The 13,157-nt window shown below is 57.0% G+C and carries 8 protein-coding genes; 2 read left to right on the top strand and 6 right to left on the bottom strand.

Annotated features, from left to right (window positions below):
- Nucleotides 1–533: 533 nt before the first annotated feature.
- The 5 genes from ACFSX3_RS31065 to ACFSX3_RS31045 form a co-directional block, all read right to left on the bottom strand.
- Nucleotides 534–1,265: a sugar phosphate nucleotidyltransferase gene (locus tag ACFSX3_RS31065; protein ID WP_209994791.1), complete on the bottom strand. Its 732-nt coding sequence runs from the start codon at nt 1,263–1,265 to the stop codon at nt 534–536.
- A 47-nt stretch (nt 1,266–1,312) separates the two neighbouring features.
- Nucleotides 1,313–2,050 carry a glycosyltransferase family 2 protein gene (locus ACFSX3_RS31060; RefSeq protein WP_209994792.1) on the bottom strand — a complete coding sequence of 246 codons (738 nt, stop codon included), beginning with the start codon at nt 2,048–2,050 and terminating at the stop codon, nt 1,313–1,315.
- Complete coding sequence (locus tag ACFSX3_RS31055) at nt 2,047–3,039, bottom strand: glycosyltransferase family 2 protein (protein ID WP_379255221.1); 993 nt, start codon at nt 3,037–3,039, stop codon at nt 2,047–2,049. The genes ACFSX3_RS31060 and ACFSX3_RS31055 overlap by 4 nt, the downstream gene beginning before the upstream one ends.
- Nucleotides 3,036–3,881, bottom strand: coding sequence for a glycosyltransferase family 2 protein (locus ACFSX3_RS31050; RefSeq protein WP_379255220.1), 846 nt, complete (start codon nt 3,879–3,881; stop codon nt 3,036–3,038). The genes ACFSX3_RS31055 and ACFSX3_RS31050 overlap by 4 nt, the downstream gene beginning before the upstream one ends.
- 377 nt (nt 3,882–4,258) lie before the next feature.
- The gene (locus tag ACFSX3_RS31045) at nt 4,259–9,373 is read right to left on the bottom strand and encodes a WIAG-tail domain (protein WP_209994794.1); all 5,115 of its coding nucleotides are present in this window, start codon (nt 9,371–9,373) and stop codon (nt 4,259–4,261) included.
- Between the two features lie 220 nt (nt 9,374–9,593).
- Here ACFSX3_RS31045 and ACFSX3_RS31040 point away from each other — a divergent pair, with 220 nt between their 5' ends.
- Both ACFSX3_RS31040 and asd read left to right on the top strand, forming a co-directional pair.
- Nucleotides 9,594–10,691, top strand: coding sequence for a YheC/YheD family endospore coat-associated protein (locus tag ACFSX3_RS31040; RefSeq protein WP_209994795.1), 1,098 nt, complete (start codon nt 9,594–9,596; stop codon nt 10,689–10,691).
- A gap of 90 nt (nt 10,692–10,781) precedes the next feature.
- Nucleotides 10,782–11,573, top strand: coding sequence for an archaetidylserine decarboxylase (gene asd / locus ACFSX3_RS31035; RefSeq protein WP_209994796.1), 792 nt, complete (start codon nt 10,782–10,784; stop codon nt 11,571–11,573).
- 589 nt (nt 11,574–12,162) lie between these two features.
- On the opposite strand, the gene gpmA is transcribed toward asd, so the two are convergent.
- Nucleotides 12,163–12,912 (bottom strand): 2,3-diphosphoglycerate-dependent phosphoglycerate mutase, encoded by a 750-nt coding sequence (gene gpmA / locus ACFSX3_RS31030; RefSeq protein ID WP_209994797.1) that lies wholly within the window; start codon nt 12,910–12,912, stop codon nt 12,163–12,165.
- Between the last annotated feature and the right edge of the window lie 245 nt (nt 12,913–13,157).

The following is a 13,157-nucleotide window of genomic DNA, read 5'->3' as shown; positions in this document are numbered from 1 at the left end:
ACTTGTGCTCATTCTCTCTTACTGCCGACTTTCAGCGAGTTCAGGTGCACTAATGCTCCTCATTTCTGCTTACCGTCAACTTTCGGCGAATTCAGGTGCACTAATGCTCCTCATTTCTGCTTACCGTCAACTTTCAGCGAATTCAGGTGCACTAATGCTCCTCATTTCCGCTCAACGCCAACTTTCTCCCGGTTCAGGGGCATTTGTGCTCCTCATTTCCGCCCAACGCCGACTTTCGCCGAACTCAGAAGGATTTATCCCTCTCATTCCAGCTTCCAGCCCACTTCCGGCGAATCCAATGGGATTTATCCCTTTAGTTACCTTTGAACACTCTAGTTTCCTTCAATCCCCATCCTCTTCCTATGTAGACCAACTAATTCCTCCTCCCTCTCCCTAAACTAATCACCCTCACCTACCAAGCGGAAACGGCTTTGCCGTCCTTTTAAAGGACGGTACCGTTTCAGCGAGAAATAGAAGGATAATTTATCGTGTGCAACATCTAAATTCTTATATTTCCAAAAAAAAGCCGCCCCTCAGGGCAGCGTATCTCTCAGCTTATCTCCGGCTTCGCGCAGAGACTGGAAGGTTCCCGCGTCGCTCCACCAGCCCTTAAGCACATCATAGCTCAGCTTGCGCTCTGCGGCATAGATGTTGTTCACATCGGTGATCTCCAGCTCGCCCCTTCTGGAAGGCGAAATCCGGCGGATGATATCGAATACTGCTTCATCGTACATATATATGCCTGTAACACAAAATTTCGTCTTTGGCTGCTCCGGCTTCTCTTCAATGTAAGCAATCAGGGAGGCATCGGCGCTGTCAAACACCGGAACCCCGTATCTGCGCGCATCCTCAACAGGCTTCAGAAGCACCTTCGCGGTCCCCGCCGGCTGCTGCAGATAACTTTTCACGTAAGGCTCCAGACTATCCATGAACAGATTATCCCCCAGGAGCACGACAAACCGTTCCCCCGGCAGGATGAATCCTTCCGCCAGCTCCAGCGCTTCCGCGATGCCGCCTGCCGCCTCCTGGATTTTGTAAGTCAGGGAGACGCCAAATTCCGCGCCGCTGCCCAAAAAGTCAGTGTACTGTCCTGCGGACTGTTTGCTGATGACCAGGAGAATATCGGTGATCCCCCCTTGGCGCAACCGCTCAATCCCGTAGCACACCATAGGGTACTTGCCGACCGGAAGCAAATGTTTGTTCATCAGCCGGGTGAGCGGGTATAGCCTTGTTCCTGTTCCGCCTGCCAGTATGACTCCTTTCACTTACGTTCCTCCTCTTTCTCTACGTCTTTAGCCTTCGGCCAGCGGCCTCAGATGAACTGCGACGGATCCACTTGCCATTTCTCCATAAAAATCCTGCGGTTGCGCTCCACCAGCTCCTGCAATGAGGCGGAATAGACCTCCTTGAAGCTGGCGCTGCCTTCATGATGAACCAGGCAATCTCCGGCAATCAGCAGCCGGTATCCCTGCAGCCGGGCGCGGTAGCAGTAATCGTCATCCTCATAATGACCCGGCGAGAAACGTTCATCGAGCAGGCCGATCGCGTCCATAAGCTGTCTTTTGAATAAAAAGCACAGCCCTACAAGCCTTCGGGTCTCCAGCCACTTCGCCGCATCGGGAATATTGGCCCGTAGCGCCTCGGCATGGAAGCCTGCAATATCGGTATAGCCAGTCTGCACCTGCTGCCGTCCGCTGGCGTAATTCGTCACCGGACCGACAATTCCTATATCGGGGGCACTGTATAAGGCGCTCTTCAGATTATCCAGCCAGCCTGGCGACACAATGACATCATTGTTCAGCAGCAGCAGCTCCTCCCCCGCAGCCAGCTGTAGCCCGATATTGCAGGCCAGCGGAAAACCGCGGTTCTCCGGGAGAGAAATGAACGTCAGCTTGCTGGCGCGGCAGTAGGCTTCGGTACCATCATCCGAGGCATTGTCCACTACAATAATCTCAAAGGCAGACCGGGTATGCGCCCTGATCGATTCGACGCAGGAGCGCAGCAGCCCGAGCCTGTTATACGTAGGAATAATAATGCTCGTCAGTGTCATAGCGCATTCCTCCAGGCGGCAATCTGCCGGCGGTGCTCCAGCAGGTTCTCGGCCGACAGCTGCCCGTTGCTCCGCTGCTCCGCAATTACACAGACCAGGGCTTCCGCGTGATCACCGGCAATCAGCTGCTCCATGGCATTGCCCATCCCCGTGTTCCCCTGGCGCAGCCGGTTCTGCTTGATCACATTCACCCCTCCGGCCTTCTCCACCCGCAGGCGGCCCATAATGGAGAGCGCCAGCGCTCGAGGCGGCACCATCAGCTCGCGGTAGCCAATCTGCTCCAGCGCCCGGCGGGATAAGGCATGCGGAACAGCCGTCATAGAGCTTGCTCCAAGATCAGGGCGGCCCAGAACCTGATTCAGGTACAGCTTGCAGCGGGTAACCGCATCACTTAGCCCGAAGGGAGGCAGAAGCGGATCAAGGTCATTGAGCGCCACATCCACCCCCCGGTCCACCGCAGCCACAAAAGAGGACAGCTGCCCGGCGGAGATCACCATATCTCCATCCAGAAACAGCAGAATGTCTCCCCGGCTGAGCTTCGCGCCAAGCGAACGTCCCACATCATGTCCGGCAGATTCCGGAATGTATACTATGCTCGCCTGAGCGCATAGCCGGGTCCGCTGAAAGCTGCGGTCACTGCAGCCGTTCAGCACCACAATAATCTCCTGCGGCTTCAGGCGCTCCACCTGGTCCAGCAGCTTCGGCAACGTACGCTCCTCATTCCTGGCCGAGATAATGACCGACAGCGAGCCCTGCGATGCCGGCAGGGACAGGGCCGGCCGCCCGGAAGCGGACTTCCGCTTGGACCGGGAGAGGCCCAGGCCCGCTGATGCAGACTTGCTGCGGCGCTTCGCGGACCGCTGCTTGGCCGCGCCTCTGCGCATTGCGGTGCCGCGTCCGGCGGCGCGGCCTTTAGAGCCACTTCTTCCGGGCGCAGTACGCCCCGCTGAAGACCTGCCGCTGACGGATACTTCCCGCGCTTCCATCATCTCACCATCTCCCTTCGCCGGGTGCCATCCCCGAAGCCTGCCCGGCCGCCCTTGCGTTCCAGCACCAGGGCTACGGCATCCAGGTGGTCTCTAAGGATAGCCTCCTGCAGAAGATCACTGCCGCTGTGCTTCCGGCGGACCGCATTCATCCTGCCCACAGGCACGTTATGCACCGCCGTCACAACCAGACCCTCCAGCACCGCCTGTGCATGTGCGAGCGGCGGCCTGGACAGCAGACCGCTGCCCAGGACATCCAGCGCCCTGCGGCTAATCGCATGAGGGACGGCGGTCAAGGAGCAGCCCTTGAGCTCAGACCTTCCGAGCAGAAGATTCAGCACATGCTTGGATAACACCACCGGATGCGGAAATCTGCTGCGGACCGGGCCGGAATAATCATTCAGGGCCAGATCCGCTCCGCCGTTGACCGCCGTCACGAAGGGGCGCAGCTGCGAGGCGGGGATCACCAGATCCCCGTCCGTGAACAACAGAACCGCCCCCTTCGCCGCCGCAGCACCTACGCTTCGCCCGACATCATGTCCGAGCGGCTGTTCATACTCAATTACGTTCGCTCCGCAGGAGCGCGCAATATCTGCGGTCTGATCCGCAGAACCGTTAACAATCACAATAACCTCACAGCGGGGATGAATGCCTCTGGCTCCGGCGATCACCGCGGCAATCGTCGCCGCCTCATTCATGGCCGGAATAATAACCGACACCTCAGGCTGCGGATGATTCACCGCAGGCGGCGGTATAGCAGGCCGTACCGTCCGTGCCACCGGCCGCCGTGCTGTCCGGGTTGCCCGCCGCCCCGTGCGGCGGGCAGATGTTCCTTTTCTTTTCATGCTCATCCACCTTCCTTCACAGGGCTGCTCCCGGGCTGAGGGTTACACCATAGTCTATGTATCCCGCCACCCCCGGTAACGGCAAGTGTCTCCCTGAGTGCAGATAATTGGACAAATGCCGCTATGCGTCTCCACCCGGCAATAGGCCGGCAAGGGAGCGTTTACAGGAGCACCACCACGACCGTTCATCAGCAAATGGAATATATTAAAGCAGGCCGGGGCATGTCCATTCAGAGTAACCACAGACAAACCAGCTATCTCAGCAGCAAGCAATAGAAGGATAATGTATAGCGTGATGCCTATAAATTCTGGCGTAATCATGCACAAAAGGCGCAACCCACGGCTGCGCCCCATGTACTATCCTATCCTGCCCTGAATCAATCAAAAGCACGATGCTCCACAGCAGGTTTGACCAGCGGAGTGCCGAGCGCAATCCACGACAGCACGCCATAGAAATGCTGGGTCTCGCGCAGCCGTACCACCTCAATCGTCGCTCCTCCGCCCGTTCTGTTCTTCAGCGAGGCATGGAAGTACGGCTGATTAGCCATGGCAACCAGCACATAGCCGGTATGACCGAAGCTCTCGTCAAAAGAAACGGTCACCTCTACACTCTCCGCTTCACCATTGAACATAAACGCCGTCATCCCGAACTGCTGCAAGACATCGCGGTTTCCGACACTCTGTACCGGATGGAAGGACAGATGCTCCGCATTGACTGATCCGGGAGCCAGATGATCTCCGTTCACTGCATGCTGAGCAATATGATGGCTCTGGATGCTGTCTTCTTCCAGATGCCGGGACTGAACGGCAAAGGAAGCGATTTTGGAAGCCTTCACTGCCTCATCCTGCAGCTCAGTGCAGCCTACCGCACCTTCAGCCAGATGCCCGGTGCCGACGCTGTTATACGCAAGCTTCTCTCCGTTCAAACTATGGTCCGGGATTAGCTCGGAGGTCAGCGCATCCCCGGCCAGATGCTCCAGGCCGATGCTGCCGCTGCGGATATGGCGTCCGTCAATGATTCCGGGAGTCAGATGGCCTCCGTAAACGCTGCCCGGAGCCAGATGATTAGGCCCCACCGCTCCTGCCGCCAGCTTGCTGCCGTCTATGCTGCCCTCACCCAGCAGCTCGGAGGTCAGCGTATTCTCGGCCAGATGCTCACGCTGGATGCTGCCCGCACGGAGATGGCTGCTATCCACAGAACCGGGAGCCAGATGATCTCCGTTCACTGCATGCTGAGCAATATGATGGCTCTGGATGCTGTCTTCTTCCAGATGCCGGGACTGAACGGCAAAGGAAGCGATTTTGGAAGCCTTCACCGCCTCGTCCTGCAGCTCAGTGCTTCCTACTGCACCTTCAGCCAAATGTTCTGTGCCGACGCTGTGAAGTGCAAGCTTCTCTCCGTTCACACTATGATCCGGGAGCAGCTCGGAGGTCAGCGCATCCCCGGCCAGATGCTCCAGGCCGATACTGCCGCTGCGGATATGGCGCCCGTCAACGATTCCGTGAGACAGATGGCCTCCGTAGACGCTGCCTGGAGCCAGATGATTAGGCCCCACCGCTCCTGCCGCCAGCTTGCTGCCGTCTATGCTGCCTTCTCCCAGCAGCTCGGAGGTCAGCGTGCCCTCGGCCAGATGCTCACGCTGGATGCTGCCCGCACGGAGATGGCAGCTATCCACAGAATCAGGCGCCAGATGATCCCCGCTTATCGCATTCTGAACAATGTGGTAGCTCTGCACGCTGTCTTCTTCCAGATGCCGGGACTGGATGGCAAAGGAAGTAATTTTGGAACCATCCACCGCTTCATCCTGAAGCTCGGAGCTTCCCACTGCCCCTTCCGCCAAATGGCTGGTTCCAATGCTGTGAGGAGCAATCTTTTCCCCTGTAATACTGCCATCCTGCAAAAGCTCGGAGGTCCGGGCATCCTGAGCCAGATGCTCCAGGCTGATGCTGCCGGGACGGATATGACAGCTATCCACGGCTTCAGGCGCCAGGTGACCTCCATAGATGCTGCCAGAAGCCAGATGGATAGAGCCCACAGAACCCGCTGCCAGCTTGCTTCCTCTAATACTGCCATCCGGCAGCAGCTCGGCACTTCTAGTTTCCTCTGCCAGATGCGCCAGCCGGATAATCCCTGTGCCCAAATGACGCTCCTGAATTACTCCACCTGCAAGATGCTCTGCGTCCACGCTCTGCGGTTGAAGATGCTGCGAACCCACTGCGCCTTCGGCCAGCTTGCTTCCGCCTATACTGCCATCCGGCAACAGCTCCGCACTTCTCACTTCCTCCGCCAGATGCGCCAGCCGGATAATCCCCGACCCCAAATGACGCTCCTGAATTACTCCGCCCGCAAGATGTTCTGCTTCCACGCTCTGCGGCTGGAGATGCTGCGAATCCACTGCGCCTTCTGCCAGCTTACTTCCACCTATACTGCCATCAGGCAGCAGCTCGGCACTTCTCGTTTCCTCTGCCAGATGCGCCAGCCGGATAATTCCTGAGCCCAAATGACGATCCTGGATCACACCGCCTGCAAGATGCTCTGCGTCCACGCTCTGCGGCTGGAGATGCTGCGAATCCACTGCGCCTTCTGCCAGCTTGCTTCCATCTATGCTGCCATCCGGCAATATCTCTGCGCTTCTCGTTTCCTCTGCCAGATGCGCCAGCCGGATAATTCCTGTGCCCAAATGACGATCCTGGATCACACCGCCTGCAAGATGCTCTGCGTCCACGCTCTGCGGCTGAAGATGCTGCGAATCCACTGCGCCTTCTGCCAGCTTGCTTCCACCTATACTGCCATCCGGCAGCAGGTCCGCGCCCCGCGTATCGGGAGCCAGATGACTGAGCTGAATGCTGCCGGCGCGGATATGCCGGCTGCTGACTGCATCCGCAGCCAGATGGCCGCCATACACACTGCCCGCAGCCAAATGGAAGGCCCCTACCACTCCTGCCCCCAGCTTGCTGCCTGCGATGCTGCCATCCGGGAGAAGATCCGCGCAACGCGTCTCCTTGGCCAGATGGGCCAGCGTAATTTCCCCGGCACCGATATGCCGGGCTTCCACCGCTGCCTGCGCCAAATGAACGGCCTGAACACTCGCTTCAGCCAAGTGAACCGATTCTACAGCACCCGCTGCCAGCTTCTCTGCGCCAATGCTTCCGTCGGGCAGGAGCTCCGCACTGCGGACTTCCTCCGCCAGATGCGCCAGGCTAATGCCGCCATCCGCGAGATGCCGCCCTTCCACTGAGGCCTCAGCCAGCTGGCTTCCGCCTACACTGCCGGGAGTGAGATGGAGGGAATCCACCGATCCTTCGGCCAGCTTCGTACCGCTGATGCTACCATCCTGAATCTGAATCGATGAGACAGAGCTGGCAATAAGATGTCCGTTGCCGATCGACATCGGCCGGATATGTGCACCGCCCACGCTGCCCGCTGCCAAATGTCTGCCTTGCACAGACGTATCCTTCAGCGTATCCGGGCCGACTGCGCCGGCCGACAGATGCTCACTCTGCACAGCTGAGGCTGCCAGCTTCTCCGCGCTTACACTTCCGTCCGCCAGCTTGACGGAAGTAACGGCCAGATCGCCGAGCTTATCCGTTGAGACACTCTCCGGCGATAACTTCAGAGATGTGACAGCATAGTCGGCCAAATGATGCGGCTGCACGATCGCCGCAGCGAGATGGGCCTCCTTGACAGCACCGGAGGACAGCTTATCTGCCGTTACCGAACCGGATTGCAGCGCGGATGAAGTCACACTGCTGTCTCCCAGATGCCGGCGTTCGATAGCGCCGGATGCCAGATGACCAGCATCGACAGCCTCCTCCTGCAGCACCCGTCCGCTGACACTGCCGTCCGCCAGATGCTTCTCCTCCACGGCGCAGACCGCAATATGCTCTCCGCTGACCGCTTCTTTTGCAAGGATCGTACCTCCGACCGCACCCATAGCCAGCTTGGCGGTAATGATGCTGCCATCCACCAGCTTGGCTGCGGTAATACTCTGGGGGCTAATATGTTCTCCTGTAACGGATTCATACCCCAGTTGTTCTTCCGTAACTGCCCCTTTGGCCAGATGGCCGGTCAGGACGGAATGCTCCTGGAGCTGGGCAGAGCCTACAGATTCTGCGGCCAGATGAGAATTATCCACGGCCTCGCGCTGCAAATGTGCCGAAGTGACAGCCTGCGTAGCAATCTGTGCACTACGGACTGCGGATTTCGCAATATGGCGCGTCATCACGGCTTCGTCAGCCAGCTTATGGGCCAGAATGCTCTGATCCGCAATTTTGGAAGAGGTAACCGCCTGCTCAATCAGTTGTGTAGTCCCTACCGCACCGTCCGCCAGCTTCACAAAAGAAATGCTGCGGTCTGCCAGATGACGGCTGCCAATTTCACCTTCGGCGATATGGTCCGCATGGATGCTCTCCGGGTTAATGTGCTGGCTGCGGACAGCCTTCGCCGCGATCTGCCGGGACCCGGCAGCCCCATCTGCGAGATGCCCGCTCTCAATAATACCGGGCTGAAGCTGCTCCTTGCCGATCAGGCGCGCCGCCAGCTGTTCCCGTCCAATGGCACCGGGTGCCAGATGCTTGGCGGTAATGACGCCTTCCCCCACATGCCGGCTCTCGATCACCGCATCACCCAGCTTGATACCGCTGATCTCGCCATCGGCGATTTTGTCGGCGGACACTGCTTCGTCAGCCAGCTTAGAGCGGTCAATACTGCCGTTGCTGAGATGGCGGCTGTCAATGCTGCTGCTGAGAATCTTCTCACCGTTGACTGCCCCATCGTCCAGCAGCTCCGCTGTGATAATGAACTCACTGAGATGCCGGCTGCTGATGACGCCATCGGCAATATGTCCTCCGCTGATCATCCGGTCTGCCAGCTTCTCCGGACCGATGCTGCCATCCTTCAGCTTCTCGCCGCCGATGGAGTGATCCAGCAGTTTGCCCCCGCTGACACTGCTCTCCGCCAGATGCTCACCGGTAACGGACTCCGGCGCTATCTTCGAGGAGGTAACCGCCCGGTCCGCAAGGTTTATGTTCTGCACTGCATAGTCCTGCAGCCAGGGTGTGCCGATGATGCCATGCTTTAGCCTGGACCCGTCAATGGTCCGTGGAGCAATCTTGGCACCGGTGACGGCGCCATCGGACAGATCATCGGTGTATACGGGCTGCAGGCGTTCTTTTTCCGGTGGGGCCGTTACCTGAGCTTCAAGCAGAGGTGCACGGTCTTCCTGCCCGCGCACCTCTTCCGTCACGGTTCCCTGAGTTCCCTCCAGAGCAGTTACAGTCTGCCGGGGCGGCGCGATCACTTCCAGCATCTCCACCCCGCTCACCTGCAGGGCAAGGTCTTCTCCCTCAGCCGCTTCCACCCATTCCAATTCCTGGTTTTTTTGTGTTTTGGGACTGCTGTCTAACATGCTAAGTTCAGTCGTATCGGGATTATCCACGTAATAGAGCGGTCTTTTAGAACTGCGCTGCTGTTTTCGTTTGGGACTCTTCACAAGCAGTCTCCTCCTTCCATCTATTGTATCTTCTAGGCATCATATGCAGCAGCATGGGCGGATGACACCCTTCCCCCTGCCGATAATCCATTCTTCTCCTTTCAAAAAAGGGCATCTGCCGCCGCGCATCCGTCCAACCCTTACGGGCACGTACATACATACAATGACAGGAGACATAAAAACAGCCGGGAAGTACTTCAAGATAACAGGAGGAACGAACATGGGGCAAAAGCTCGTTGGGATACTGCTAAATGCCGCTATGCACGGGGGCGTTCCCCGGTTAAAAACCGGACAGGAATCTCTGGCCAACTACGAAGAGGCCGCCGCCGCATACGGATTAACCCCTTGCTTTGTGAAGCTGTCCGACATCGACGTGGCGTCCGGCTTCAGCAGTGTCTATATGAAGAAAGGTCCGCAAGGCTACCGCAGACAGATCGTCCCTACGCCGGAGGTCATCCACAACCGGGCAATCTATGATCCCCGCAGCACCGGCGTCGAGCGCCTGCTCCGGCAGGGGATTCAGGTCTATAACAGCTGCAACCGCTACGGAAAAGATCAGATTCACGGCCTGCTGGAGCAGAATCGGGAACTGCAAGCTGTTCTGCCAGTCACAGCAAACGGACTTGCCGGCCTGAGAGAGATGATGAGCCGCTACCCGGATCTGATCCTCAAGCCTTGCCGGGGCAGCGTGGGTATCGGCGTGATGCGGCTCACCCGCAGCGGCGAAGGGCGCTGGCTCTGGAGCTACTCTATCTCCGGCTCAAGACGCAAGGTTAGCAGAGTCATTAACCCTGACGCCATTCCCCGGGCCCTTCGCGCACGGCTCTCTTCCGTGCCCTATCTGGTCCAGGAACGGATTCCGCTGGCCGAGATTAACGGACGCCCCTTTGACCTGCGTGTCACGGTACAGCGGGGCTGGGGCGGAGCGTGGCAGGTCACAGGCCTGTTCGCCAAGCTGGCAGCGCCCGGCGGCTTTGTATCGAACATTGCCAGAGGGGGCGAAGCCCTGAAGTCCTCTTTTGCCCTGGAGCAGGCATTCCCTGGAGAAGAGGCAGCCAGAATCCGTATGTCCGTCCTCTCACTCAGTCTCGCCATCGCCCGTGAGCTGGAGAAGAGCCTGCCGGGGCTGGCCGATATCGGTCTGGACATCGGTGTCACGAAGCACGGACATCTGTATTTCATTGAATGCAACGGACGCGACCAACGTTACGGCTTCCAGAAGGCCGGACTGCGCGGGGTATGGAAAGACAGCTACCGTCAGCCTATGGGCTATGCCAGATATCTGTACGAAGAAGCACTAAGAACGAACTCTTATTGATTTGTCTCCTATTCTATGTCAATATAATGCAGAGCGGGTGGAGTCCCTTGGCACAGGATAACACTGCTGCATGATGGAAGGGAGATGGGCATGGTTAAACAATTGCTGCGGCTGATGACCGAGCTATCCTCGCACAGATGGCTTTCCAGGTTGATGGGGGCTTTATCCCACAGCAGACTCAGCCGCCTTATGATTCCGGTATTTATTCGTTCCTATCAGATTCCTGCCGCCGAGGCGGAGAAGGCTGCCGGAGAATACCGTACACTGAATGAATTCTTCAGCCGCCGCCTGAAGCCGGGAATGCGCCCGGTGGCCAGCGGTGAGCATGCCGTAGCCAGTCCCGTGGACGCTATGATTACGGCAATGGGCGAAATCAACTGCGGCACGATAATGAATGTGAAGGGGCAGGATTATACGCTGGAGGATTTGCTTAATCACTCGCCACACCTCGAACTGTACAAGAAAGGCTATTATTTCGTCCTCTACTTAAGCCCTACCGATTATCACCGGATTCACTCCCCGTTAACCGGACAGCTCCGGGAGAGCGATTATATCCGCGGACGGGCTTACCCCGTGAATGATTTCGGCATGCGCCATATGAAGAGTGTCCTGAGCCGTAACGAACGGCTGATTACTTATATAGCCGGCAGCTATGGCGAGACCGCCGTGGTCAAGGTAGGCGCAATGAATGTGAGCAGTATCCGCTACACCGATGAGGCGGCCAAAGAATGGCAGCGCGGCGACGACCTGGCTTATTTCGAATTCGGTTCCACGGTAGTCCTGCTGATGGAGAGCGGCACCTTCACCCCGCGCGCCGGGCTTACCCCGGACACGAAGGTGAAGATGGGCGAGCTGCTGGGAGAGATGCGGCGGCCGGTGTAACACAATCTATCAAGTGGCAACGAATAGAAGGATAAGTTATCGTGTGAAACATATAATTTCTTTATTTTCAAAAAGGACTTCAGGCAGAAACAGCCTGAAGTCCTTTTAATATGCAGATATTTCATGGTTATTTAGCATTCCTTTTTAGGTTTATAGCTTACATTATGATAGATTTCATCCAATGATTTGAGATGACAGATCATTTATACCTATGTATGCTTCATTTGGATAAAGTCAGCTTCATGCCATGCGTAGGCAAGGAGTATGGGTGGAACATATACTTTAAATTTCAACTCTATAGGATGCTCTGCACTCACAGACTTGTCCAGCATTAAATCGCTGGAATCTTCATTGGATCTTAAACTATATACTCTCATTTTTCTCCCCCCGTATCGTTGCATTGCATAGTTTGTATTCATTAGTACGCAATTTCCCCCTTGTTATAGTGAAGGGTAGTTATGCAGCTTACTTGTAGGCATAGTTGATCCCAATTCCATGATACCAAAAAAAGGAGTATCCCAACCCATCCACCGGCTGGAATACTCCCTTTATCATCATCTATGCTAAGCTGGACGCAGCGCCGCTCCGGTTACTCCGTAACCTTACTCTGATTCGCCACCTCACGCGCTTTCTGCTGCACTTCTTCCGGTTCGCCGAGGTAGAAGCGGCTGATTGGCTTCACATCGTCATCGAGCTTGTAGACCAGCGGAACGCCGGTCGGGATATTGAGATCCAGCAGCGCGGTCTCGTCGATATCCTCCATATACTTGATCAGGGCCCGCAGCGTGTTGCCGTGCGCCGAGATCAGAACCCGCTCCTTCTTACGGATCAGCGGCACAATCCGGTTGGTCCAGAAATCACCGACCCGGTGTACGGTATCCTCCAGGCTCTCGCCGCGCGGGATGTCACCCGGACGCACTTCCTTGTAGCGGATATCATGTCTGGCATAACGCGGATCATCCGGCTCCAGCATCGGAGGGCGGACCGAGAGGCTGCGCCGCCAGATATGGAGCTGCTCCTCACCGTATTTAAGGGCCGTTTCACTTTTGCTCAGGCCCTGCAGTGCACCGTAATGGCGCTCATTGAGCTTCCAGGATTTCTGCACCGGAATCCACAGCAGGTCCATCTCATCCAACACATAGTTCAGCGTCTTGATCGAACGCTTCAGCACCGAAGCGAACGCAAGATCGAAGGTGTATCCGTTCTCCTTCAGCAGTCTGCCCGCTTTCTTCGCCTCCTCAACGCCCTTCTCCGTCAGATCGGGATCACTCCAGCCCGTAAACAGATTCTGCCGGTTGTATTCACTCTCTCCATGCCGTATCAGGACTATTTCGTACATAAAGTATACTCCTTCTCCCGTGTATATTTTGCTGTGCTTTCCTTTATTTTGTCACAGCGCAGTGCTCACTTCAACTTCAGGCCTGTCTTGCGGACTGGGGAGCCGCTATTTCAGCTATTCTGCCAGATAACGCAGAGCAAGCGGACTCAGTGGACCTCTGTCAAGAAAGTAGATACTCACGCAACGGATGCCGTCGTAAACTGCTTAGCGAATCGGGCGGGGGAAAGATACCCCAGCGTGCCATG

The organism is Paenibacillus rhizoplanae (genome assembly GCF_042684125.1).
Lineage (GTDB): Bacteria > Bacillota > Bacilli > Paenibacillales > Paenibacillaceae > Paenibacillus_AQ > Paenibacillus_AQ rhizoplanae.
This window is presented reverse-complemented; position numbering and strand designations above follow the sequence as displayed.